Origin of the sequence: Mariniradius saccharolyticus AK6 (assembly GCF_000330725.2) — a bacterium.
Lineage (GTDB): Bacteria > Bacteroidota > Bacteroidia > Cytophagales > Cyclobacteriaceae > Mariniradius > Mariniradius saccharolyticus.
This window is the reverse complement of the sequence record NZ_AMZY02000023.1, coordinates 1-25937: the sequence shown is the minus strand read 5'-3', so window position 1 is coordinate 25937 and position 25937 is coordinate 1. Positions and strand designations below refer to the sequence as shown.

Annotated in this window: 25 protein-coding genes; 21 read left to right on the top strand and 4 right to left on the bottom strand. The window is 47.4% G+C overall.

Annotated elements, in window-relative coordinates; translation table 11 throughout:
- Positions 1-28: 28 nt before the first annotated feature.
- The 10 genes from C943_RS19955 (at position 29) to C943_RS19910 (ending at position 9055) form a co-directional block, all read left to right on the top strand.
- A complete protein-coding gene (locus C943_RS19955) occupies positions 29-1228 on the top strand; it encodes a GlmU family protein (protein ID WP_008631560.1) in 1200 nt (399 codons plus the stop codon).
- 6 nt (positions 1229-1234) lie between these two features.
- Positions 1235-2386: a DNA polymerase III subunit gene (locus C943_RS19950; RefSeq protein ID WP_008631558.1), complete on the top strand. Its 1152-nt coding sequence runs from the start codon at positions 1235-1237 to the stop codon at positions 2384-2386.
- Entirely contained in the window at positions 2383-2817 is a 435-nt protein-coding gene (locus C943_RS19945) for an ATP-dependent zinc protease family protein (protein WP_008631557.1), read from the top strand. Before C943_RS19950 ends, C943_RS19945 begins: the two co-directional genes overlap by 4 nt.
- Positions 2814-3746, top strand: coding sequence for a 30S ribosomal protein S6--L-glutamate ligase (gene rimK / locus C943_RS19940; RefSeq protein WP_008631555.1), 933 nt, complete (start codon positions 2814-2816; stop codon positions 3744-3746). Before C943_RS19945 ends, rimK begins: the two co-directional genes overlap by 4 nt.
- A complete protein-coding gene (gene hemC / locus C943_RS19935) occupies positions 3718-4656 on the top strand; it encodes a hydroxymethylbilane synthase (RefSeq protein ID WP_008631553.1) in 939 nt (312 codons plus the stop codon). The genes rimK and hemC overlap by 29 nt, the downstream gene beginning before the upstream one ends.
- On the top strand, positions 4653-5492 hold the full coding sequence (locus tag C943_RS19930) for a peptidylprolyl isomerase (RefSeq protein WP_008631552.1): 840 nt from the start codon (positions 4653-4655) through the stop codon (positions 5490-5492). The genes hemC and C943_RS19930 overlap by 4 nt, the downstream gene beginning before the upstream one ends.
- Entirely contained in the window at positions 5482-6411 is a 930-nt protein-coding gene (locus C943_RS19925) for an SDR family oxidoreductase (protein ID WP_008631551.1), read from the top strand. The genes C943_RS19930 and C943_RS19925 overlap by 11 nt, the downstream gene beginning before the upstream one ends.
- A 38-nt stretch (positions 6412-6449) precedes the next feature.
- Positions 6450-7838 carry a sodium-dependent transporter gene (locus tag C943_RS19920; RefSeq protein ID WP_008631550.1) on the top strand — a complete coding sequence of 463 codons (1389 nt, stop codon included), beginning with the start codon at positions 6450-6452 and terminating at the stop codon, positions 7836-7838.
- Positions 7839-8021: 183 nt separating this feature from the next.
- Positions 8022-8396, top strand: coding sequence for a response regulator (locus tag C943_RS19915; RefSeq protein WP_008631549.1), 375 nt, complete (start codon positions 8022-8024; stop codon positions 8394-8396).
- 74 nt (positions 8397-8470) lie between these two features.
- Entirely contained in the window at positions 8471-9055 is a 585-nt protein-coding gene (locus tag C943_RS19910; protein ID WP_008631548.1) for a porin family protein, read from the top strand.
- 69 nt (positions 9056-9124) lie between these two features.
- On the opposite strand, the gene C943_RS19905 is transcribed toward C943_RS19910, so the two are convergent.
- Positions 9125-11911: a WD40/YVTN/BNR-like repeat-containing protein gene (locus C943_RS19905; RefSeq protein ID WP_008631547.1), complete on the bottom strand. Its 2787-nt coding sequence runs from the start codon at positions 11909-11911 to the stop codon at positions 9125-9127.
- Positions 11912-12101: 190 nt separating this feature from the next.
- Here C943_RS19905 and C943_RS19900 point away from each other — a divergent pair, with 190 nt between their 5' ends.
- The 4 genes from C943_RS19900 to cysM are packed head-to-tail and all read left to right on the top strand — an operon-like array spanning position 12102 to position 14653.
- On the top strand, positions 12102-12389 hold the full coding sequence (locus C943_RS19900; RefSeq protein WP_008631546.1) for an FtsB family cell division protein: 288 nt from the start codon (positions 12102-12104) through the stop codon (positions 12387-12389).
- A gap of 13 nt (positions 12390-12402) precedes the next feature.
- Positions 12403-12924, top strand: coding sequence for a hypothetical protein (locus C943_RS19895; protein ID WP_008631545.1), 522 nt, complete (start codon positions 12403-12405; stop codon positions 12922-12924).
- A gap of 20 nt (positions 12925-12944) precedes the next feature.
- On the top strand, positions 12945-13778 hold the full coding sequence (gene epsC / locus C943_RS19890; protein ID WP_008631544.1) for a serine O-acetyltransferase EpsC: 834 nt from the start codon (positions 12945-12947) through the stop codon (positions 13776-13778).
- On the top strand, positions 13775-14653 hold the full coding sequence (gene cysM / locus C943_RS19885) for a cysteine synthase CysM (protein WP_008631541.1): 879 nt from the start codon (positions 13775-13777) through the stop codon (positions 14651-14653). The genes epsC and cysM overlap by 4 nt, the downstream gene beginning before the upstream one ends.
- Positions 14654-14688: 35 nt before the next feature.
- Here cysM and C943_RS19880 read toward each other — a convergent pair whose 3' ends face one another.
- From C943_RS19880 to C943_RS19870, 3 genes are all read right to left on the bottom strand, one after another.
- Complete coding sequence (locus C943_RS19880) at positions 14689-16062, bottom strand: Gfo/Idh/MocA family oxidoreductase (protein WP_008631539.1); 1374 nt, start codon at positions 16060-16062, stop codon at positions 14689-14691.
- Positions 16063-16346: 284 nt separating this feature from the next.
- Positions 16347-17429 (bottom strand): Ldh family oxidoreductase, encoded by a 1083-nt coding sequence (locus C943_RS19875; RefSeq protein WP_008631537.1) that lies wholly within the window; start codon positions 17427-17429, stop codon positions 16347-16349.
- Between the two features lie 19 nt (positions 17430-17448).
- On the bottom strand, positions 17449-18405 hold the full coding sequence (locus C943_RS19870; protein WP_008631535.1) for a Ppx/GppA phosphatase family protein: 957 nt from the start codon (positions 18403-18405) through the stop codon (positions 17449-17451).
- A 159-nt stretch (positions 18406-18564) separates the two neighbouring features.
- Here C943_RS19870 and C943_RS19865 point away from each other — a divergent pair, with 159 nt between their 5' ends.
- The 7 genes from C943_RS19865 (at position 18565) to C943_RS19835 (ending at position 25488) form a co-directional block, all read left to right on the top strand.
- Entirely contained in the window at positions 18565-20148 is a 1584-nt protein-coding gene (locus C943_RS19865; RefSeq protein WP_008631530.1) for an acyl-CoA carboxylase subunit beta, read from the top strand.
- Positions 20149-20243: 95 nt separating this feature from the next.
- Entirely contained in the window at positions 20244-20621 is a 378-nt protein-coding gene (locus C943_RS19860; protein ID WP_040481518.1) for a four helix bundle protein, read from the top strand.
- Positions 20622-20732: 111 nt separating this feature from the next.
- A complete protein-coding gene (locus C943_RS19855) occupies positions 20733-21803 on the top strand; it encodes a M42 family metallopeptidase (RefSeq protein WP_008631525.1) in 1071 nt (356 codons plus the stop codon).
- A 99-nt stretch (positions 21804-21902) separates the two neighbouring features.
- The gene (locus C943_RS19850; protein ID WP_008631523.1) at positions 21903-22664 is read left to right on the top strand and encodes a helical backbone metal receptor; all 762 of its coding nucleotides are present in this window, start codon (positions 21903-21905) and stop codon (positions 22662-22664) included.
- A 115-nt stretch (positions 22665-22779) separates the two neighbouring features.
- Entirely contained in the window at positions 22780-24126 is a 1347-nt protein-coding gene (locus C943_RS19845) for a Gfo/Idh/MocA family oxidoreductase (RefSeq protein ID WP_008631522.1), read from the top strand.
- A 1-nt stretch (position 24127) separates the two neighbouring features.
- Positions 24128-24886: a 3-keto-disaccharide hydrolase gene (locus tag C943_RS19840; RefSeq protein ID WP_008631521.1), complete on the top strand. Its 759-nt coding sequence runs from the start codon at positions 24128-24130 to the stop codon at positions 24884-24886.
- Positions 24883-25488, top strand: coding sequence for a 3-keto-disaccharide hydrolase (locus C943_RS19835; RefSeq protein WP_008631520.1), 606 nt, complete (start codon positions 24883-24885; stop codon positions 25486-25488). The genes C943_RS19840 and C943_RS19835 overlap by 4 nt, the downstream gene beginning before the upstream one ends.
- The last annotated feature ends 449 nt before the right edge of the window (positions 25489-25937 follow it).

The window sequence follows — 25937 nt, the reverse complement described above, 5'->3', positions numbered from 1 at the left end:
TTCCGGGAGACTTCTTTATTTTTGTACCATGGACAACTTGATTTTATTCGATGATCCCACGATTCGTGGATCGCTTTTGCCTTTTACTTTTACCCGCCCCGTGGCGGATATCCGGGTGGGGATATTGAAGATTTCCGAAAAATGGGAAAAGTACACCGGTCACTCGGCAGGCTTTTTTACACAGGAATACCTTTCAGCCAAGTTTTCCAAAAAAAATTCCCCGGCTTTGTTCATCAATGGGGCGCTGCTTCCTGACCCGCAGGTTTGGAATGCGATCAGAAGCTTGCAGTCCGGTGAGGCACTATGGAAAGGGAACCAGCTCTTGGCGCTGCAGATGGACAAACCCGAGCTTTTTGGAATCGAGATAGCCAAAAACAAATATCCCGTCAGCTATGAAGGCGAAGTGGTGCTGGTTCAGAAGACCTGGCATATTTTCCAGTTCAATGCCGCCGAGATCAAAAAGGATTATGATCTGATCACAGCGGACAGGATTTCCCAGCCAGTCGGAGATTCCCATACGATTGTTTATGCTCCGGAAAACATTTTCATCGAAGCAGGTGCCAAGATCAAAGCCGCGGTCCTCAACGCCGAAGGAGGCCCAATCTACATCGGTAAAAACACCGAAATCCAGGAAGGTTCGTTGATTCGTGGTCCTTTCGCGCTTTGTGAAGGATCGACAGTCAATATGGGTGCAAAGTTGCGCGGCGACACGACAGTCGGTCCGTATTCCAAGGTAGGCGGTGAGATATCCAATTCCGTCATTTTCGGCTATTCCAACAAAGGCCACGAGGGGTTTTTGGGAAATTCGGTACTAGGGGAGTGGTGCAATCTCGGCGCCGATACCAACACTTCCAACCTGAAAAACAATTATGCGCCCGTCAAGCTTTGGGATTACACCAAGGGTGGATTTGCCAATACCGGGCTGCAATTCTGTGGCCTGATGATGGGCGACCATTCCAAATGCGGCATCAATACCATGTTCAATACCGGGACTGTCGTCGGAGTCGGCGCCAATATTTTCGGTGACGGCTATCCCCGCAATTTTATCGCTTCATTCGCTTGGGGTGGGGCATCGGGTTTCAGTACTTTTCAGGTCAGCAAGTTTGACGAAGTCGCCACGGCGGTGATGAAAAGACGTGGCCTGACTTATGGCCAAGCGGACAAAGAAATCATCGAAAAGGTTTTCGATTTGACCAGACATTACCGTATTTGGGACAAAGAATCCTGATCCAGCATGTTGTTCGCAGATATTCCCGGATTGGCCGAGACCAAGGATAAGATTGTCCAGGCTGTCAAAAACAACCATTTGGCGCATGCCCTACTTTTCCATGGCCCTGAGGGTTCCGCGAGTTTGCAGTTGGCCTTGGCATTGGCGACCTACCTCCATTGTGCCAACCCCGGTGAAACCGACGCTTGTGGGCAGTGCCCTTCCTGTCAAAAAATGTCCAAATTGGTCCATCCGGACATGAATTTTGCTTTTCCGCTGCCCGGCGAACAAAAGGATGACGATGAGGAAAAGAAAGAAAAGAAAGTCGATTACAACGCCTCCTTTAGGACTTTTGCCACGACTCGGCCCTACGGGAATGTTTCCGATTGGATTTACCAAAATGGCTTTGAAAAAAAGCAACTGAATATTTCCCGAGGTGCGGCACGACAAATCATCAAGACCCTTTCGCTGAAGTCTTTTGAAGGCGGATTCAAGATCATGTTGATTTGGGCACCAGAATACATGCACCCCTCGGCAGCAAATGCGCTGCTCAAGATCATTGAAGAGCCGCCTGCCAAGACCTTGTTTTTTCTGGTGACCGCTCAACCTGAGCAGTTGCTTACGACCATTTTATCCAGAACCCAAAAAATTGTTGTCCGGGCTTTTTCCGACGCAGAGGTGATGACGCATCTGGTAGCCTCCGACCTTTGCACGAGGGAGATGGCTACCCAGATCACCAATCTCGCGGACGGGAATATGCGTGAAGCTTACCGCATGGTCGATGCTGAAGAAGATCAATACACCGGATTGGTGCGGGATTGGATGCGGGCTTGCTATTCAGTCGATATCAATGCTGTTTTTTCCTTTGTCGAACGGATTGTGGAGAAGGACAAAGAATCCTTGAAATCACTCCTTCTGAGTGGAATCAACATCGTTCGGGAGGTGATGTTGGACAAGTCAATAGCCACCGAACTGATGCGAAGTGCCGATTCTGAGCGGGATTTTATCCATAAGTTGGGGAAAAATGTATTGGATGAAGAAAAGCTTCAGGCGATGTACCTGGCATTCAACGAGGCACATTACCACCTCGAGCGCAATGCAAACGCCAAGATACTTTTTGCCGATTTATCCTTCAGGCTGGCCCGGATTATGAAGTCAAATCTTGCCGCGACCACATGAAGAAAACGATCGGACGAAGGGAGAAAATCTCGATTCCGGCTTGGGGCCTGCGCAACGTCTCAGCCAAAATCGATACGGGGGCCTATACCTCTTCCATCCATTGTGAGTTTGCAGAGTTGCGGGAAGAAAACGGAGTTCAGATACTCTGCTTCAAAGTCCTGCGACCTGCCCACAAAAAATACAATGGCCAATTGATTTGCACCGAGCATTTTACCCAAAAGAAAGTAAAGAATTCTTTCGGGGACGAGGAAGTCAGGTTTATGGTCCGTGCAAAAGTCAGTATGTTTGGGGAGAAAATCCTCACTGAATTTACCCTCACCGACCGGACCAAGATGAAGAATCCGATTTTGCTCGGGAGGAAACTCCTTCGCGGAAGGTATTTGGTGGATGTGGATGGCGTCAATCTTTCCAAAAAATCCTCAAAAAAATGAAAATCGCCATTCTTTCGAGAGACCACAACCTTTATTCCACAAGGAGACTGGTGGAGGCAATCAAGGCTGCGGGGCATGAAGCGCAGGTAGTGGATCACATGCTTTGTGATTTGATCATTGAGCAGGATGGGCCATACATCATATATAAAGGTGAAAAACTCGAAGGCATCGATGCGATCATCCCAAGGATCGGCGCCTCGGTGACCTTTTACGGCACGGCGGTCGTACGGCAGTTTGAATTGATGGGTGCATTTTCGGCGGTCGAATCCCAGGCAATTGTGCGTAGCCGGGATAAGCTTAGGAGTCTTCAGATACTCTCCAAAGCCGGTCTAGGAATGCCCAAGACCGCGTTTACCAATTTTTCGAAGGGAAATGAAAAAGCCCTGATAGAGCGCGTGGGCGGAGCGCCTGTAATCATCAAGTTGCTGGAAGGTACCCAAGGACTGGGCGTGGTCTTGGCCGAAACCAAGAAAGCCGCCCAATCGGTCGTCGAAGCCTTTCACGGACTAAAGGCGCGAATCATCGTACAGGAATTTGTCAAGGAGGCCAAGGGTGCGGACATTCGGGCTTTTGTTGTCAACGGCAAAGTAGTCGGAGCGATGAAGCGGCAGGGCGCTGAGGGTGAGTTTCGCTCCAATCTCCACCGAGGGGGGAATGCGACCGTGATCGAGCTGAGTAAGCAAGAAAAGAAAGCGGCCCTGAACGCAGCAAAAGCACTTGGACTTGCCGTGGCTGGAGTGGACATGCTCCAATCTGACAGGGGGCCATTGATATTGGAAGTAAATAGCAGCCCGGGATTAGAAGGGATCGAGCAGGCGACTGGCGTCGATATTGCGGGGGCAATCATCGCCTATGTCGCTGATAGCGTGAAGAAAAAGGGCCATAAAAAGAAAAAGAAAAATGGACAAAATAGTCAAGGTAGGCACTAGGGGCAGTAAGTTGGCCCTGTGGCAAGCTTACCATGTCGCAGATCTACTGAAGCAAAAAGGCCTCAAATCCGAGATTGTCGTGATCGAAACCAAAGGCGACAAAGTCTTGGACGTTTCAATCGCCAAGATCGGCAGTAAGGGAGTTTTTACAGAGGAACTGGAGGAGCAATTGGCCGCTGGCAAGATCGATATTGCCGTCCATAGCGCCAAAGATATGCAGTCCAGCTTGCCGCAGGGATTTGAACTGATCGCCTTTACCGAAAGGGAAAAAGTCAACGACATTATCCTGAGCCACCGAAGCGATATTGATTACAGGGATCCGGGCAAGCCCTTGGTCTTGGGTACTTCATCGACTAGGAGGGTGGCGACTTTGAAGCATTTTTACCCCCATATCCAAACTGTCGAAGTAAGGGGAAACCTCCAAACGCGTATTGCCAAGATGGAGTCGGGTCTTTGCGACGCCTTGCTGCTGGCTTATGCCGGTGCCCACCGAATGGGCTATGATTCCATGATTAGGCATGAATTGTCCCTATTGGAATTCACACCCGCCGTCGGTCAGGGTTCGATTGCAATTGAGTCTTCCGAAGGTTTGGATACAGATATCAAGCAAGAGATCATCGCAGCTTGTCACCATGAGGAAACTGGATATCAGCTGCAGGCCGAGCGAAGCTATCTAAGGGTATTGGAGGGCGGATGCAGTATCCCGGTTTTCGCTTTGGCGAAGGTTCGGGGAGAAGCATTGGCATTGGAAGGCGGAATTGTGAGCTTGGATGGGAAGACGCGAATCGTAAAGAGCGTGTCTGGAGATAAGAAAAGCGCAGTCTCTCTCGGCCAACAACTCGCCAAACTGGTGCTCGATGCAGGAGGACAGGGTATTTTAAAGGAAATCAAAACAGCATTGAAAAAATGAGATACGTTAACTGGTTAGTCGCTTTCCTTGCGGTAGTAGGAATCACTTCCTGCGCTTCCGAGAAGGATTATTTGATCAAAATCCAGACGAAGCATGGCGATATGTACGCAGTGCTATTCGATGAGACTCCTTTGCATAAGCAAAATTTCATAGACCTGGCGAAGGCAGGTAGGTTTGACTCCACTGAGTTTCACCGCGTGATCGAAAACTTCATGGTGCAGGGCGGAGATGTATTCACAAAGGAAAAAATGCCTGCCGACCAATGGCCGACGATTCCTGCCGAGATCGTTCCCGGAATGATCCATAGCAAGGGCATGATCGCAGCTGCCCGAATGGGTAACAATGTCAACCCTGAGCGTCGGTCCAGCGGTTCGCAGTTTTACATCGTGCTGGGTCAAGTCTACAAAAAGGACGAGTTGGTCACCGACATGAAGCTACTTTCCGAGACTTATTTCAAATACATCCAGTTGGAGAGTAATTTGGCGCTGAAGCAACAATATGGCGAATTGTATCAAATGCAGGCTTTTGATTCATTGAACCAGATCATGCTCCAACAAAAACCAAATTTGGAATCCTTTTACAGCATCAAGCTGGAAAAGGAAATGACGCCTGGGCAGGTGGAAGCCTACACCACTGTAGGAGGCACTCCCCATTTGGACAATGAATACACTGTTTTTGGCAAAGTAATCAAGGGAATTGAGGTGGCCGAGATCATCTCAAAAGAGAAAAAGGGTAGAGCCGACAAACCACTTGAGCCAGTCTACATGAAGGTGACGGTCGAAGAACTGCCGAAATCAAAAATCACCAAGGAATTCGGATATCAATATGAAAAGTGAAAAGCTGAGGATCTTGGTAACGGGTGCTAATGGACTTTTGGGCCAAAAGCTGGTAAATGCCCTCAAACGCGATCCCGAAGTGGAGCTTTTTGCGTCAGGAAAGGGAGAATCCCGGCTTCCAAAGGCATGGGATGGTTCCTATCATTGGATTTCGATTGACGTTTCCGACAAAGGTCAGGTTGAAAACGCTTTCGCTGAAATCCAACCCCACACGCTCATTCACACTGCTGCCATGACCCAAGTGGATGATTGCGAAAAAGATAAAGAAGGATGCTGGAATGCCAACGTAATCGCGGTTGCCAATTTGGTGGCTGCCGCTGAGGTCTATCAAACACATTTCGTCCATGTTTCTACTGATTTCATTTTCGATGGTGAAAATGGACCGTATACCGAGGATGCCGATCCGAATCCAGTCAACTTCTACGGTTGGTCCAAACTGGCCGCTGAGCGATTGGTGATGAAGGCTAAGACTCCTTGGGCAATAGCGCGGACGATATTGGTGTATGGAATTGCGCAAGATATGAGTAGGAGCAATATCATCCTGTGGGTGAAGAAGTCTTTGGAACAGGGAAAGACCATCCAAGTCGTCAACGACCAATGGCGTACGCCGACTTTGGCGGAAGACTTGGCGGATGGTTGTATCCTCATCGCAAAAAAGGGTGCGACCGGAGTGTTTAATATTTCCGGAAAGGATTTGCTGACGCCCTATCAGATGGCGGTGATGACCGCGGACTATTTTGGACTTGACAAAGGACTCATTCAGGAATCAAATTCGCGGCTTTTTACCCAACCGGCGAAGCGGCCACCGAAAACAGGCTTCATCATTGACAAGGCTGTCAGGGACTTGGGATATGCCCCCAAAAGTTTTTCCGACGGGATTGGTATTTTAGCCAAACAACTTATCTTAGCCGAATCTTAACATTCAATTAATCATCAAAAAACATCAATTAGATCGATATGGCAATGAATACAGATACCCAAGACAGGGGTCAATTTGGCTCGAGTTTGGGTTTTATTTTGGCAGCAGCGGGTTCCGCAGTGGGCTTGGGAAATATCTGGAGATTCCCCTATTTGACTGCCGAAAATGGAGGTGGTGCGTTTGTTTTTGTCTATATATTCTGCGTGCTTTTGATAGGACTTCCCTTGCTGTTTAATGAGATTGCTTTGGGCCGTAAATCCGGCAAAAATCCGATCGGAGCGATTAGAGAGACCGGCGGCAATCGCTTTTGGCAGTTAGCAGGTGTGCTCTGCGTTTTGGTTTGTTTTTTTGTGCTCAGTTATTACTCGGTGATCGCAGGGTGGACAGTTGGCTACATCGTCACGGAGGTGATCAATATCCCCGTTGATTTTGAAGAGTTTGTGGAGACGCCCATGTATGTGATTCCACTTACGTTTTTCTTTATTTTGATCACAATCTTGATCGTATTGGGCGGTGTCTCAGGTGGTATCGAAAAAGCCTCCAAAGTATTGATGCCCATGCTGTTTATCATCGTGATCTTCATCGCGGGTAGGTCTGTGACTTTGGATGGGGCTTCTGCAGGTATCGAATACTATCTAAACCCGGACTTCTCCAAAATCAATTCAAAGGTTGTTTTGCAGGCGCTCGGTCAGGCCTTTTTCTCCATGTCTGTGGGCTGGGGATTGATGATCACTTTCGGATCCTACCTTAAGAAGGAGTCCAACATCATCCAGGCTTCTACCTGGATCGCAGGTATGGATACTACTGTAGCCCTGTTTGGCGGATTGATGGTGTTCCCCGCTTTGTTTGCCTTGCTTTCGCCCGAATACCTTACCCAAGGCCCTGGATTGGTATTCAACGTACTTCCAAAAGTATTTGACCAAATGCCTGGTGGAAATCTAATTGGCGGTTTGTTTTTCATCCTATTGATGGTCGCGGCATTGACTTCCACGATTTCGATGTTGGAAGTTCCGGTAGCCTATTTGATTGATGATCGCAAGTGGAACAGGAAAAGAGCAACTTGGACCGTGGGTATCGCTGCAATGGTGCTTTCTGTGCCTTCTGCCTTGTCTTCCATCGAAGGCAACGTGTTTGCTGACCTTCGCCTCAATTTCCTTGGGAATCCACTGATAGGATTTTTTGGAATCATGGATTTCATTTTCGGAACCTTTGCTGTGATTGTCATCTGTCTGATGCTGGCACTGTATACAGGTTGGGCGAAAAAGATCACGGATTTTGCTGACGAATTGGCACTAGGTTCGCCAAAATTCAAAGGAACATTCAGGTCAGCTTGGATTTTCTTTATCAAGTGGGTTTGTCCAATCGTCATTGGCTTGGTAATCCTTGATTTGGTTGGTGTCTTTGGCACACCGCAGCAAGGACATTGATTTAAACAGATTGCAAAAAGGAAAGGAACCTTAAACGGGTTCCTTTTTTTTTAAGTGTTTTTTGAAGTCTTGAAGAATATTTGGAAGCCAAATTTCCAGATTAAATAGGCGAAATTGTTTTTTGAATAAAAGTTTATCTATCTTTTGGTGCGAATCCCCCTGTTTATCACCTAATAGACAAGTATGATGAAGGTTCTCGTTGTGGATGATGACGCCATCAATCGGCTCATCCTACAGAAACTGTTTGAAAAAAATAACAACACCGTCCTCACCGCGCAAAACGGTGTGGAGGCTTTGAATATTTTGGTTGCCGAAGATGAAATCCACATCGTGATCACGGATATCATGATGCCCGAAATGGACGGCATCCAGCTTCTTTCCGAAATCAAACTCAACGATAAGATCAACCAAATTCCCATCATCGGATTTACTGCAGGTGACATCGATTATTTCAGAAGCATCACGCCGATTTCATTTGACCGCCTGCTTCCCAAACCGATGAATTTTTCTGAGCTATACGACATTGCCAATCGATTTGTAAGTGCTGGCGTAAATTAATCGTGGTTTCCCAAATCAATTTTTTCTTTTTTGTCGTTTGGATGATACATTGTTGAAACAAAACTCCATCCATTATGAAATATTTATCCACTCTCCTTCTTGTGCTTTTTTCGTGGTCCCTTCAAGCACAGGATTTTTCAATCGGACCAAAAGTTGGATTTTCCCAAGCAAACGTTGCCGTAAATGGCGATGGCTTCTCGACGGGAGATGCTAAGTTTGGATACCACCTTGGTGCTTTCGTGCGGATGGGTGGGCATAGCATCTTCGTGCAACCCGAATTGCTTTTCACCAATACTGGGGGAACTGTCGTGAAATCCGGACAAGGTACTAACGAGACTTATTCTGCTAGCTTCAATCGCCTGGACATTCCACTCATGTTCGGATTCAAGCTGGCAAAAGTATTCAGGGTCCAGGCTGGACCTGTTGCTTCTGTTTTGATGAACTACAAGATTGAAGACTCTGTCGATGCTGTGGTTGATGCCGATTACAGTTCCGCAACAGTAGGATACCAAGCGGGAATTGGTCTTGATGTGGGGAATGTCATCCTTGACTTCAAATATGAGAGCTCCCTGAGCAAATTATCCAAAGGGGTAGCCGGATTCGAAACCGATACCCGACAAAACCAACTCATCCTCTCTGCGGGATTCAGATTGTTCTAAAAGCGAAAAGGTCACCGTGAATTCGGTGACCTTTTCGCTTTTTCCTTGATACCTCTTTCAGGTCTTTTGTTATTTGACTTCGAACACGGATTCAGTGCTGTTGCCATTTTTGGAGGCGACAATCTTATACTTCCCTTTGGCGATCTCCCCATACTCCCAACTCGCCATATTCACCCCGCTCACCGCATTTATGTCCCATTTCTTTATTTCCTGTCCTTGTTCGTTGAGTACTGAGACGCTTGTTGGGCCTGCATTTTTCACGAAAAACATGATCTGTTGGGAAGGTGCCGTGGTTGGCGCATCTGCCCAGGCTGGTCTTCGTCCGGGGAGTCTGATATCAGGAGCACTGAGGATCTGAATCTCCGCCGAGCTGTTGGAGGCAATCTTCTGCAGCGCGTTCAGCTTGACAATAAAGACCGAACGTCCATGGCTTGCGACAACGAGTTCGTTTTCCCGTTTTTGGATTGCCATGTCATAGATGGCTACGTTAGGGATACTTCCTTGGAAAAGTTGGTAGGTTTTTCCGCCGTCTAGGCTTGTGTAGAGGCCATGGTCAGTACCTAGGTAGAGGATTTGGGGATTTGTATGGTCTTCCCTGATGATATTCACCGCTTCCATTGGAAGGTTCCCAGCGATAGGTGTCCATGTCTTTCCGTAATCCACAGACTTGTAGACATAGGGGTTGAACTCGTCAAACCGATAACCTGTCAGTGTAACATATACCACGCCTTCCAAATGCTGGGATGGAGCAACCGAACTCACCCATCGATTCTGTGGCAGGCCTTTGCTGATTTCGGTCCAGGTCGTTCCGTGGTCACGGGTAACCCAGAGATTCCCATCGTCGGAGCCGGCATACAGGGTGCCAAACTCAAATGGGGACTCTTCTATCACGGTCAAGGTGGCGAACGGAACGTTGCCGCTCTTTTGGTTTTTGGTCAAGTCGGGAGAGATCGTTTCCCAGGTGTCGCCTCGATCCAAGCTTCTGTACACGTATTGCGATCCCATATAAAACACATCCTGATTGTGTTTGCTAAGAGTCGCAGGAGTTCTCCAGTTCCATCGGTTGGGCGCACGACCGATATCATGCATGGGGGTGACGGATTTTCGGTCGCCTGTTTTTGTGTTGATCCTGAAGTAGTTTCCAAACTGAAATCCTGTGTAGATGATATCGTTGGTTCGGGTATCCACAGCCACCACCATGCCATCGCCGCCCATGAGTGAGGTCCAGGGTTCTTCGGGCTTGCCGGTTGACTTGCCAGACCAAACGCCATTATCCTGCATGCCGCCATAGACGTTGTAAGGTTTGTTTTCGTCGACCATGACCGAATAAAACTGGCTAATCGTCAACTGGTCGTTGAGGTGGATCCAGCGTTCGCCGCCGCCATAGGAAATATAAAGACCTCCGTCCGTACCCAACATCAGGTGTTTGCTGTCCTTGGGATTGATCCACATGGATTGGTGGTCTGAATGCACGTCTCCGACGGTATCAGTGCGGGCATAGGTCTTTCCCCCATCCCTTGACACCAGTAGCGGTACGCCCAAGACGAAGATCTCGTCGGGGTTTTGGGTGTTGGTTCTGACTTCTCCGAAATAATATCCATAAGTATTGTAAAGGCGCTCGATATTGGATTCGTTGACTTTTTTCCAGCTTTTCCCAGCATCTTCCGAGCGATAGACTTCAGCGCCTACGATCCCGGAATTGAACAGAGAAGCATTGGCATCTTGGCCACCGCCATGGTAAGTGGCGATTTGTGCGGGGGTGATTCTACCCAATCTCACCAATCGTTTTACCGATGCCGCATTGTATTTTGTCGCAAACCGGTTACTTCTCAAAAACTTTTCAAGCTTATCATCTTCAAGTTTTTCGACGTCGGCAGCGGCCATACTCTTGAAGCTGTCCAGTGTCAGTTCGCCCTCAGTCGGTTTTTGTGTTGGCCTAGGTTCACGGGTTTGGGGTTTTTGATAGTCATGCAGTGCGTACACGATGTTGGGGTTGCTCAGGCTGAAATCAAATCCGATCCGGCCCACAAACTCATCCTGTGGGAATCCATCCACTGCTTTTTTCCAAGTGTTGCCCCCATCTTCAGAGCGCCAAATGCTTGAGCCCTTTCCATTTCCGACAAAATCATGGGATTGGCGAAAGCGCTCCCAAGATGCAGCGAGAAGAATATTGGGGTTTTGGGGATGGACTTTGAATTGAATTACCCCCGTGTTGTCGTCCACATACAGGGTTTTTTTCCAGGTTTTTCCCCCGTCAGTGGTTTTATAGAGTCCCCTTTCTTCGTTTTTCGAATAAAGTGCGCCCATGGAAGCCACCCATACCACATCGGGATTTGTCGGGTGAATCTGAATTTGGCCGATATGGTGGGAGTGCGGGAGCCCCATCCATTCCCAGGTTTTCCCAGCATCTGTTGATTTGTAGACTCCGGAGCCTGCATAGGTGGATCGACTGGAATTGTTTTCACCTGTACCCACCCAAATGATATTGTTGTTGGATTTGGAAATGGCCATGTCGCCGATACCCAGCGCACCCTGATGGTCAAAGATCGGGTCAAAGGTCTGCCCATTGTCCTCGGTTTTCCAGACACCCCCGGATGCGGCAGCGATGTAATATGTTTTAAAATCCTCCGTCACCTCAATATCGACAATCCTCCCGCTCATATTCGTCGGCCCGATGTTTCGCGCCGGATAGTTCTTGAAGGGCGACTCTGCCAAAAGTGCTTCATGGCGGGTCACTGCCGCGCGCATATCTTTGGGAGATGTGGGTTTGATTTCTTGGGCTTGGGAAATGTGGCTCAAAAAGCCGATTCCGATGGCAAAAGCCAGCGAAAAAGATTGGTGTTTGATTTGAATCATAGAGCTTGGAATTGATTTTTGAATATAAGCAAACAGAAAAATATTTCGTCCCAAATACGTATAAATTGAAAACATTCGGGATGGTCGGAGATTCTCGGTCCGCTTAGGCTACGTTATGCAGAAAATGGCTTTGATTTGGACTTTTGAATGCCGCAATTTCTATATTTGTTTGACCTGAAAAGCTCCTTCCATGAAAAAGTACCTCAAATACACCAAGAACTTTTACTTCGTGTTCACGTTCGCCTTTGTGATTTGGATGGTTTTCATTGATTCCAACGATATCCTGACGCAGTTTAAGCTCCGCTCCAAGTTGAACGAATTGGAAAAACAAAAGGAGTTTTACCTTGAGCGAAAAGCGAAGATCCAGGCTGAGCGGGAGGAACTGATGAGCAACATGGAGTTGCTGGAAAAATTCGCACGGGAGCGGTATTTGATGAAAAAGGAGTCGGAGGATTTATATGTCGTGGTGGAGCAGTAAGTTTCTCATTTTGATGTTTTTGGGTCTCATGCTTCTGGCAATTCCCGAGGCATTTGCCCAAAGGGAGATTCCAGAAGAAGGAAAAATCCCACTGAAAGACAGGATGTTTTTTGGAGGTAATTTCGCCGTCTCCTTTGGTACGATCACATTTGTCGACATTTCGCCTTTGGCAGGTGCGATGATCACCAACAAGTTTTCTGCAGGCGCAGGGATTACCTATCAGTACTTTCGTGACAGTCGATTTATTGGCGGCGAAAACAATATCTACGGAGGAAGGGTTTTTGGAAGGTATAACGTGCTTCCAAGCATATTCCTGCACGGGGAATACGAAAACCTAAACCTGGATTTGTACAATCAGATTTCAGAGACGTTTCAAAGATCCTGGGTGCCGGGATTGTTCGTGGGAGGGGGGTATTTTGCGCCGTTTGGGGGCAGAGGTGGGGCCAATTTCACCTTTTTGTACAACCTCATGTTTGACAATCAACGTTCACCCTACAACCAACCCTATGTCATTCGGGTCGGTTTTATGCTTTAATCATCCCAAACCATTCCGCCATGGAATCTTTAATTAATAAACTTAGCCGCTCCCACCGGGATTGTCCGAGTTGCCCTTCGCCAAAGGTGATACATTCATTTTTTGAGAATGTACTTGGGTTGCTTTTTCCAGATTTTGCTACGGAGTCCTTGAAAGAGCCCGTGCAGGTCGCGGAGAAAATCGAAGAGCTAAAGCACAAGCTATCCCAAATCCTGATTCTCAACAGACACCTTCACAAGGGTGAGGGTCCGGAGATTGCGGATGCTTTTTTTCAGAAACTCGAAACGGTGTATGATTTGTTACAAAAAGATGTTCAAGCTTTATTTGAAGGCGATCCGGCGGCAAAATCAATAACGGAAGTCATTCGCTGTTATCCGGGCTTTTATGCCGTTGCGGCGTATAGGATTGCCAATCTGCTCCACCGGCTTGGAGTCGGTTTGATCCCGAGAATGATCACCGAGTTTTCCCATAGTAAAACGGGCGTGGATATCCACCCTGCGGCAAAGATTGGGGAAAGATTTTGCATTGACCACGGTACGGGTATCGTCATCGGGGAAACCACCGAAATCGGCAACCATGTCAAAATATATCAGGGCGTGACTTTGGGTGCGCTAAGTGTAGACAAAGAGGATGCTGACAAGAAACGCCACCCAACGATTGAAGATAATGTGGTGATTTATGCCGGTGCTACTATTCTTGGGGGTGAGACAGTGATCGGCAGGAATTCTGTCATTGGCGGAAATGTCTGGATTACCAAGTCAGTCCCCGCCAACAGCAAGATTTATTACCAAGCCAAGATGTACAACCCGGTTTCTTCGGAAACAGAAACCTATATCATCAAGAACGAAGGATGAAACTAGTCTCATTGATAGGCAACACCCCATTGGTAGAGATCCAGCGAATCCACCAAAACCCGAACGTCCGGATTTTTTGCAAACTTGAAGGACAAAATCCCGGGGGCAGTGTCAAGGACCGCGCTGCCTACAACATGATCAAATGTGCCCTGGAAAGGGGAGAGATTAAACCCGGTGATAGGCTGGTAGAAGCAACGAGTGGAAATACCGGAATTGCCTTGGCCATGGTGGCCAGCATTTTGGGGCTCAAGATGACTTTGATCATGCCTGATAATTCTACCCGCGAAAGGGTTCTTTCCATGGAAGCCTATGGAGCCGAGGTGATCCTCACTCCCGCGGAAAGGACCATAGAATATTCGAGGGAATTGGCTGAAAAAATGGCTGCGGAAGAGGGGTATTTCATCCTTAACCAATTTTCCAATCCTGACAATTACATGGCCCACTACCACAGCACAGGCCCGGAGATTTGGAAAGATACAAACGAAAAGGTTACGCATTTCGTGTCCGCGATGGGCACTACCGGCACCATCATGGGTGTATCCAAATATCTCAAAGAGAAAAATCCCGAGATCCAAATCGTGGGCACACAGCCCACCGACGGCTCTCAAATCCCCGGCATCAGAAGGTGGTCGCCTGAGTTTTTACCTAAAATATTTGATCCAAGCCGCGTAGACCGGATCATCGATGTGAGTCAGCAAGATGCCACTTTGATGACACGGAGAATGGCCAAAGAGGAAGGTATTTTGGCGGGTATGAGCAGCGGAGGAGCTTTGTACGCAGGGTTACGGCTCGCCGAAGAGCTGGAGCATGGCCTGATTGTCTGTATTACTTGTGACCGTGGAGATCGGTACCTGAGTTCTGATCTTTTTGGATAAAGAGAAAGCCCTGGCATGTACCAGGGCTTTTTTTCTTATACTTTGCTAGGCTCCGGATGAACCCAGGGTCCTCTGTAAGGTCTCCTAAGTTTGGCTGTCGCTTCCGGATCGTTGACGACAGTCATGGTTTTGGGATCGTAGCGTAGCGGGCGACCGCCAAGTTCCATGGAGATATTGGCAAGGATGCAAGAGGCAGTTGAAATATGCCCTTCTTCCACGTCGGCGATCGGAAGTGTGTCCTTATCGATGGATTCCAGCCAGTTTTTCATATGAAGGCGAGTCGCGGGAGCGGCGTTGAGTTCGATCCGATCCTCGGTCAAGTCCTCGGGGTACTGCTCCCGCTCATATACACAGTCAAAGTGGATTTTTTCCTCCTTTTTGTCATATGGAAAATAGTCTGCCTGCAACGTACTTCCCGCCAGCATGCCGTTTTCCCCATAAATCTTGAATGACCATGGATATTCCGGGTCTGCTGGATTGCCCCAGGTGCGGTGCTGCCATACTACGTTCAGTTCGGGAAATTCAAAAACGGCTGTTTGGGTATCTGCTATGTTGGATTTTCCTTCTTTTTGTACAAATATTCCCCCTGTGGAGGTAATCTGGGATGGCCAGCCGAGTTTGAGCATCCATCTCACCGTGTCTAGCATGTGTACGCACATGTCTCCGGTGATACCGTTGCCATATTCCATGAAGGTTCTCCACCAGCGGATATGGGGAAGCCCATCGTAGGGACGCAGTGGAGCTGGTCCTGTCCAAAGCTCGTAGTTCAAAAAATCAGGGACAGGTTCCACCGGCGGGTTTCCATTGGCGCGCATGTGGAAATAGCAGCAGACTTCGGCATGGCTGATTTTACCCAGCTTCCCAGTATCGATGATCTGCTTTTTGGCTTCGATCAGGTGGGGAGTGCTCTTTCGTTGGGTGCCGATCTGGCACTTGCGGTTGTATTTTCTGGCTGCGGCCACGATGGCCTCTCCCTCGATCACATCCACGGAAATGGGTTTTTGTAGATAGACATGGGCGCCGGATTTCAAGGCCTCGATCGCTTGTAATGCATGCCAGTGATCCGGGGAACCGATCAGCACAAGGTCACATTTGTGTTTTTTAAGTAGTGCACGGTAATCTTCAAAAAGCTCTGGCACCTTTTTGGATTTTTGGCGCTGCGAGACAAGTTCTCCCGCGGCTGTGAGTAGGTTTTTATCCACATCGCAAAGGGCCACTACTTCCACATTAGCTACCTGAATGAGGCGGAACAGGTCAGACTTGCCGTACCAGCCAGTGCCGATCAAGGCAACTTTGAGGGGTTTTTCGTTTTGGATTAAGTTCATGCCCGTCATGCCCATAGAGGCAAGGGCCAAAAGCGCAGTGCTGCCTTTGAGAAACTGTCGGCGATTGACTGGATTTTCGGTCATAGGTTATTGGGAAATAGGTTTTTGAAAATTGATGTCTTTTCCAAGTTACAAAAAGGTGAAAACCAATCAAAAATGATTTGATGGGTGGTCAAACACTCAGGTCGGGATAATGAGAACGATTAGTGTGTGTGAAAAACTGTTTATATAAAATGATGGTAAGCACTGCCATCGGCCTGGCTCCTTTTCCGTTTTCCTTCTTACCATGAAAATGGTTTATTCAATCTTGGAAGATATTACCAATCACACCCGTGGAAATCACTCCCGTTTTTCAAATAAAAACCGAATTACCCAAAAGACTGAAAATCAAGGCCCAATTTTTCACCCAATGCGGTCAAGTCTTCCGCCACAGGCCGCAAAAGTGGGATTCCGTTTTCCTTGCGTTCGATTTCCAGTTCTCTTTCCGGATCACCTGGGATCAAGACTTTCTCGTTTCCTTCTGTGGGAACAGCTGCGCGGAATCGTGTGATCCAATTGTCCATATGGGCTTTGAACTCATCGGCCGGCCTAAAAGCATCCACCCGCATCGCGCCGAAGAAATGCCCGATTCCTTCGCCCACCAAATTTGGCAATGGATCCAAAAATGCGACGAAAGGTGGCACCCATGGACCATAGTTGGCCCCTGAAAGTACTGCTGAAAGTATATCTACGATGGCCCCAAGCGCATAGCCTTTGTGGGAACCGTGTTCGCGGTCACCGCCAAGCGGCAGTAGCGCGCCGCCTTTTTTTACGCCGTTGGAATCGGAAGTCGGATTGCCGTCCTTGTCCTGCACCCAGCCAAGCGGTGCGTCGAGGTTTTTGCGTTGTAGGATTTCCAATTTCCCATTGGCTGCCGTGGTGGTGGCCATGTCGGCTACAAAGGGAGGCTGGTTTTTAGCAGGTATGGCGACTGCTATAGGATTTGTTCCCAACAACCGCTCTTTGGAAAAAGTCGGACTCACCAAAGGACTCGCATTTGTCAATGAAATCCCAATCATATCATGATCGAGTGCCATCATGGCATGGTAGCCGGCGATGCCATAATGGTTGGAGTTTTTGACCGAAACCCATCCAGTACCCACATTTTTTGCCTTGTCGATGGCCACCTGCATGGCCTTCGGTGCGACGACCAATCCTAGACCGCCATCACCGTCCACTACTGCCGTGCTGGGTGTTTCATGAACGATCCTGACATTTGGGACAGCATTGATTCTGCCTTTTTCCCAAAGCCTGACGTATCCCGAAAGCCTCGCAACCCCGTGTGAATCCACACCGCGTAGATCAGCCGAAAGCAGCACTTCAGCTGCCAAACGGGCATCCGCAGGCGGACAGCCGATTTTTTCCAGGATCGATTGAGTATATGTGAATAAGTGATTGTAGGAATAGGTCATGCGATTCAATTCTTAAATTCTATCGAGTCGTGACAGGGGCTAACGAATGCTTTCCCATCAATCGGGAAATCGCTCCTTCCTTCAAGGCGAAGCTGGAACAAATCAAGGTATCGACTGGGACAAACTTCAGGATGTATTCGATCAGGCACGAGGCCACCACGATCATATCCACACGCATCGGGATCATTCCTGGGATATTGAGTCTTTCTTCTTTGTTGAGCGTGAGCAGTTGTTGGGCAATGCGTTCAAATTCTTCCCTTGGCAATTGGAATGTTTGCTGGTCCCGTGATTTGGATTGCTGTAGGGACGCGTAGTAGATGTCGGTGAGTGTATCAAAAGTTCCTGAAGCACCAACCAAACCAGTCGGTCCGTAGTAGTGGATTGCTTCAACCAATGGCACAAGCTTTTCCTCCAAATAGGTAGTGAGGTTCTCTACTTCCTCCCCCAAAATAGGATCGTGGTAATGGAACAAATCCAACATCCTTTGGCCACCGATTTCGAAACTCTGTTTCCAAAGGGCTTCATTAGAATTGCCGATAATAAACTCTACCGAACCGCCGCCTATGTCCATCATCAAGGCAATCTGACCATTCAATGATCCACTCAGGCGAATCCCTTCATAGATCATTTGAGCCTCCTGGATACCGTCGATCACTTGGACATCGATTCCGAATCGATCTTTAATCTCGGTGACAAATTCTGCCCCATTGTCGGCATTTCTCACGCCGGAGGTCGCAAAAGCAAAAACCTCAGTAATGGATTCGCCATCAATGAGGTTCTTGAAATGTTGCAAGGTATGAAGGGCCCTTTTTCGGGCATCAGGATGGATCGTGTTACGGCTAATGCCTCCCTGCCCGATTTTGACCGGGATTTTCTCCTTGTAAATTGTGTGGAAATGGTCTTCAAACAACTCAACCAATACAAGGTGAAAAGTATTGGTACCCATGTCGATGATGGCTGCCTTTTTAGTAATCATGGAGGCTTAAAATTTCGATGGGCGAATATAGAAAGTTTATTCTAAATCCCTCATCAAGAATTTTTTGCAAAAAAAGCCCTTTCTTCTGGCCCCGAAAAAAATTTTCCCGCATGGGCATGCATCCTTATATTTGGCTTTTCCAAAATAACTTTAGACCCTATGGACAGCAATATCAAAGGCCTGTATACCCTTCCCGGCAACGTGGAGAAATTGGAACTTTTGAAGAAGAAAAATGAGGAGGCCCTTGTAGGCGGCGGTGAGAAAAGAATTGCCGCACAGCACCAGAAAGGGAAACTTACGGCCAGGGAGCGTATCCACCTATTGCTGGACGAAGGGACTTTTCAGGAAATCGACAAGTTTGTGATGCACCGGGCGAAGGACTTTGGGTTGGACAAGGAGCACTATTTGGGAGATGGGGTTGTGACCGGGTATGGTGAGATCAATGGCAGATTGGTTTACGTCTATTCCCAAGACTTTACCGTATTTGGTGGCTCGCTCTCCGAGACCCATGCGGAAAAAATCTGCAAAATCATGGACATGGCCATGAAAAACGGCGCACCCGTGATTGGCTTGAATGATTCCGGCGGAGCCAGGATACAGGAAGGAGTAGTCTCTTTGGGAGGCTATGCGGATATCTTTTATCGAAATACGCTGGCATCTGGCGTTATTCCTCAAATTTCGGCCATTATGGGGCCATGCGCCGGCGGGGCAGTTTATTCGCCTGCGATCACGGACTTTATCCTGATGGTGGAGAATACTTCCTACATGTTTGTGACCGGTCCCAACGTGGTGAAAACGGTCACCCAGGAAACAGTCACGGCGGAGGAATTGGGAGGAGCAAGTACCCATAGTACCAAAAGCGGCGTGACGCATTTTGCCTGCGCCAATGAACTCGACTGCATCCAGCATATCAAAAAGCTGCTCAGTTATATCCCACAAAATTGCGAGGACGAGGCCCCAGTGTATCAATATGAATTGAAAGAGGATGAATCAAGGCCTGTTTTGGACAAAATAGTCCCTGACAATCCCAACCATCCCTATGATATCAGGGAAGTGATCGAAGGGATTACGGATGAAAATTCCTTTTTGGAAGTACACAAAAACTATGCGGACAATATCGTAGTGGGTTTTGCTCGATTGGCTGGCAGAAGCATAGGCATCGTAGGTAACCAACCACAATCCCTGGCGGGCGTATTGGATAATCACGCTTCCGTCAAGGCTGCGAGATTTGTGCGGTTTTGCGATTCATTCAATGTGCCGCTACTGGTTTTGGTCGATGTGCCCGGGTTCCTGCCCGGTACTGACCAAGAGTGGAACGGCATCATCACCAATGGAGCGAAACTGCTGTATGCGTTTTCCGAAGCGACGGTTCCTCGCATCACCGTGATTACGCGGAAAGCCTACGGCGGCGCCTACGATGTGATGAATTCCAAGCATATCGGCGCCGATCTCAACTTTGCTTGGCCTACCGCTGAAATCGCTGTCATGGGCGCAAAGGGTGCCGCTGAAATCATTTTCAAAAAAGAAATCGCCGAAGCGGAAAATCCGGAAACCAAGCTCCAGGAGAAAATCGACGAGTACACCGCAAAATTTGCCAATCCCTACCGTGCCGCCCACCGCGGCTTCATCGACGAAGTGATCATTCCTTCCGAAACCCGCGAGAAACTCATCCGGGGTTTCAAAATGCTCGAAAACAAAGTGGACAAGCTGCCAAGTAAGAAGCATGGAAATATACCTTTGTAGAAGTAATTTAGTTATTAGATAATTAAGTTATTGGTTCGTTTTGTGGAGGGGATATCTTTAAGTAGCAAACTTGAATTTTTGGAGAAGTATATGAAATGAAGGTGGTTTCATTTGAAGATTTGGAAGTATGGAAGAAAGCCAGAGAGGTTAGGCTTTTCGTGTGGAAGATTTGTAAAAGACTCCCAGCTGAGGAAAAATTTGGCCTTATGAGCCAGATGAAGAGATCAAGTAGATCAATAACAAACAACCTTGCTGAAGGCTACGGTAGATATTTTTATCAGGAGAATATCCAGTTTTGCAGAATCGCAAGGGGTTCCCTTCAGGAAACTCTCGACCACATGATTATTTCGTCAGACGAGGGGTTAATCGATCCAGAGGAGCTCAAAGCGTTTCGATTATTGCACGACGAATGCCTGAGGCTGTTGAATGGATACATCTTCTATTTGAACAAGGTAAAAAATGGAGCATCTTAAGCCAAAAAAGGCGGGCAATAACTCAATAACTCAATAACTCAATAACTCAATAACTCAATAACTCAATAACTCAATAACTCAATAACTCAATAACTCAATAACTATTCCTAAATGCAACCCTCCCCCACCCACTTCCTCTACACCTACCTCAACAACGCCTCGCCAACCGGCTTTGAGGCATCAGGCCAGCAGATTTGGCTGGAGTACGTGAAACCTTTCGTGGATACCTACTTTACGGACAATTATGGCACGGCTGTGGGCGTGGTCAATCCGGGACATCCTTTCAAGGTTGTAATCGAGGCCCATGCAGATGAGATTTCTTGGTTTGTTAACTACATCAACTCCGACGGCTATATATACGTGCGGAGAAACGGCGGCTCGGACCACATGATAGCGCCCTCCATGCGCGTCAATATCCATACCGACAAGGGGATTGTACCCGGAGTTTTTGGTTGGCCTGCGATCCATGTTAGAAAAGAGGGGAAAGAAGAATCCCCGACCCTCGACAACATTTTCATTGACGTGGGAGCCCGCAACAAGGCCGAAGTGGAGGCAATGGGGATACACGTCGGCTGTGTGATCACATTCAAGGATGAGTTACAGGAACTCAACGGGAAATTTCTATCAGGACGTGCGCTCGACAATAGAATCGGAGGCTATATGATTGCGCAGGTTGCCCGGAAAATCAAAGAAAACAACGTTAAGCTTCCTTTCGGCCTTTATGTGGTCAACGCGGTGCAGGAGGAAATCGGTCTACGTGGTGCCGAAATGATTGCGGCACGGATCAAGCCCAACGTAGCGATTATCACCGATGTGTGCCATGACACCACCGCCCCGCTTTACAGCAAAATCAGTAGCGGGGAGCAAATAGCAGGGAATGGACCTGTGTTGACATACGGCGCGGCAGTGCACAAGAAATTGTTGGATTTGATCATTGAAACAGCCAAAAAGAACAATGTTCCCTTCCAGCGGGCAGCCGCTTCAAGAAGTACGGGGACTGATACAGATGCCTTCGCCTATTCAAATGAAGGCGTGCCGGCAGCACTGATTTCATTGCCGCTGAAGTACATGCACACTACTGTAGAAACTGCCAGCAAGACCGATATCGACAATGTGATCGAACTGATGTACCGGTTCTTGGTTGAGTTTGATCCAGGTTTTGATTTCCGATATATTAGTTAATGGTATTGGTTGATAAAATTATAAGGCGGAAGTCAAAGTCATCTTCTCAATCGATTTAACATTTACTCAATAACCGATCAACCAATAACTCCCCACGAAGTGCCCCAATTTATTGATCAACTCCAGCGGACCATTGCCCTACCTGGTCCGCCAAACCGCATCATTTCTTTGGTACCCTCACAGACAGAGTTGCTGGTGGATTTGGGATTGAGGGACAAGCTTGTGGGGATTACAAAGTTTTGTGTGCATCCAAATGGATTGAAAAAAGAGAAGGTGGTCATTGGTGGAACAAAAAACTTTCATTTTGATAAGATTGACGCACTTCGGCCGGATTTGATCATTGCCAACAAAGAGGAAAATTACAAAGAGGGCATAGAAAAACTCGCGGGAAAATATCCGGTTTGGATCAGTGACATCAATAACTTGGAGGATGCCTATCAAATGATTTTGAGTTTGGGCGAAATGACGGGTTCGATTCCAATAGCCAGCCAAATCGTGGCTGATATCAGAAAAGGTTTGGATAAGGATTTCCATTTCAAAGGCACAGCCGTCTATCTCATTTGGAACGAACCATTGATTGCCGTCGGTTCCGATACGTATATCGACTCTATGCTGGAAAAGGCTGGATTCAAAAATATTATTCAACAACGCAGGTATCCTGAAATCAGAAAGGAGGATTTGTTCCAGCTTAATCCTGATTACCTCTTGTTGAGCTCAGAACCATTTCCATTTAGGGAGAAGCATTTGACCGTATTCAGGGATATTTTACCCAAATCCAACATCAGAATCGTCGACGGCGAAATGTTCTCTTGGTATGGAAGCCGTTTGCTGAGGTCTGCAAAATATTTCGAAACTTTTTGAAGAAGGATCGGCAGGCCAAAGTCCCGTTCATAAAATTATCAATCATTGTCCAAGACTTTTTTAAAATTTTCAATTAACTTTTGAAGCTCAATCATACGTGCACAACCCAAAATCAATGAAACAGAATCGAAGGAACTTCCTCAAAAAGCTTGGCGCTACTGGGGCAGTGGCTGCATTGGGCGACATGGCTTTTTCGCAGGAATCATTAGCCCAACAGACTTTGGCAAGGAGTGAAGGCTCGTCAGAAAATGACCAACCTATTCGATTGGCATTAATCGGTGCCGGTATTATGGGGACAGAGGATACCAATTCAGCCCTTCGTCATGCAAATGTCCAGTTGGTCGCAGTGTGTGACTTGTATTCTGGCAGACTCGAATCTGCCAAAAAACGTTGGGGTGATCACCTTTTTACCACCAAGGACCATATCGATCTACTCAAAAGGAAGGATATCGATGCCGTCATCATCGCTACTCCGGACCATTGGCACAAGCAAATCAGCATCGATGCCTTAAATGCCGGCAAGCACGTGTATTGCGAAAAGCCCATGGTCCATTCCGTAAGGGAAGGTATGGAGGTGGTCAATGCTTGGAAAAAATCCGGCAAGGTGATGGTCGTGGGAAGCCAAGGGGTCTCTTCATTGGGAAATGAAAAAGCCAAGCAATTGCTCGCCGAGGGCGCTATTGGGGATCTGGTATATGCTGAGGGCTTTTGGGCGAGGATGTCACCCGAAGGTGCCTGGCAATACAATATCCCAACCGACGGAAACGAACAAACCGTGGATTGGAAGCGCTATATTTCCAATACAAACAATCGCGTTTGGGACCCGATGCGGTTTTTCCGTTGGAGAAATTATTTGGATTATGGCACGGGCATGTCCGGTGACTTATTTGTCCATTTGTTTTCCAGCCTTCATTTTATCACAAATTCCATGGGGCCAAACAAAATCTCCGCGATGGGTGGATTGAGATATTGGAAGGATGGGAGAGAGGTTCCCGATGTACTATTGGGCACTTTTGATTATCCCGACAGCAAAGAGCACAAAGGATTTAATCTTTCCCTTCGTTGCAACTTTGTGGATGGTACCAGTGGGACGACTTATTTGAGAATCGTCGGGACAAAAGGTTCTATGGATGTCAAGTGGGAGGAAGTCGTGGTCAAAATGAACCAGACTGGTGCAAGTGACGATCCTTTTCTTCAGGAACAGGCCCGCCTTCGCGGAGACACAGAATCCAGAGCTAAAATCCTTCCGCCGAAGGAGTTGGTATATTCAGCGGAGCGATCATGGAAAGGAGCGCATTATGACCATTTCGGTAATTGGTTCCAGGCGATTAGGACTGGGGGCACAGTGGCTGAAGATCCGGTCTTTGGGTTCAGGGCCGCAGCGCCAGCTTTGCTTTGCAATGACAGCTATTTCCAAAACAAGTTTATCAATTGGGATCCAGTAAACATGAAATTGATTTGATATGAAAAAAACAAAATTGATTTGGGTTGGACTTATTGTCCTTGCGTGGTCCTGTGGACCCAAACCGGCGGAGGAAGCCACCGAAGAAGTCACTGAGGTAATTGTTCCCGACAATACGCTTACTGAGGATGAAAAATCCGCCGGATGGATGTTGTTGTTTGATGGCGTTAATACTGATGGCTGGAGGGCTTTCAACGGAGACTCATTACCGTCAAATTGGACAGTTGAAGACGGCGCGCTCAAAGCACTGGGGCATGACGGTGGAGACATCGGTGGCGATATCGTGTTTTCCCCCCTTGAATTTGAAGCGTTCGAATTGGAGTTCACTTGGAAAATAGCCCCCGGTGGCAATAGCGGTGTATTCTACCACGTGGTGGAAGACCCCAAATACAAGGCTCCTTATGAGACTGGTCCCGAATACCAAGTGATCGATCAGTTGGGTTTTGCCGATCCATTGGAAGACTGGCAGTCCCTTGCCGCAGACTATGCCATGTACACACCAGATTTGGAAGGTGTGGTCAAACCTGCGGGAGAATGGAACCATTCGAGGATCATTTTCTCCGAAAATGGCGCTAGTTATTGGCTAAACGGTAAGAAAACGGTAGAATTTATCCCCTATTCGGACGATTGGAATACCCGTAGGAATAGCGGAAAATGGGATGCATTTCCCGATTATGCCAAATCGAAGACGGGGTTGATTGCTCTTCAAGACCATGGGAGTGAAGTTTGGTTCAAAAACATTAAAATTAGACAGTTATGAAAAATCGAGTTATTGTAATGTTTGGAATCTTGGCAGTCGCATTGGCGATGTCGTTCCAAGGTAAAAAAGAGATCACCCTTTTCAATGGCAAGAATTTGAAAGGTTGGAAAATCTATGGTACCGAGAAGTGGTATGTTCAGGATGGACTTTTGATCTCAGAAAGTGGCCCAGATAAAGGATATGGATACCTAGGTACCGAAAAGGACTACAAAGATTTTGAACTCACATTGGAGTTTAAACAAGAGGCTGACGGCAACAGCGGTGTTTTTATTCGATCCACAGTGGATGGGACCAAGGTTTCGGGATGGCAGGTTGAAGTTGCCCCGCCCAGCCATAGCACAGGTGGCATATATGAATCTTACGGCAGAGGTTGGTTGATTAAACCTGATTCCGAAAAGGACAAAGCCCTGAAATATGGTGATTGGAATGAGATGAAAATTATCGTGAAGGGAGACAGAGTTGTTTCATATCTAAATGGATTAGAGATGGTGGATTTTTCAGATGAAAAAATCGGAAAAGGTGAAGGAGGAATTTTGCTTCAAATTCATGATGGAGGAGGAATTAAAGTATATTGGAGGAACATTCGATTAAAGCCTCTCTAGGAAATAGAATGAAGATGATATGAAATCTCGCTTCGGCTATCGCTGTTGCGAGATTTTTTTTTGGTTGAGCATCAGGTTTTTCGCGGAGTTCAAATGTTTTTTTAGCATGCGTCTTTGTGAATTAGAAAAAAGACTTTCAAATTTGCAATCCCAATCGACGGGAAAGCTGATTATTGCCGAGGATAAGAAAAAAAATAATTTTCCCTCTTGTCTGAATAAAAAAGGTTCTTACCTTTGCAGTCCTGTTCGAAAGGGAAAGGGATTTGGCGGATGAAAATCCACGATGCGTTACCCAAAATTGGGACTATCAACGCAAAAGTTCATTGAAACGATGAGGATGGAACGGGCCGTTTATTAAGGCGGTCCGGTAGGATAACGACGGTACCGTGTTCCGCGCGATGCGGGGCATTGGATACCGAAAGACAACATACTATGGAGAGTTTGATCCT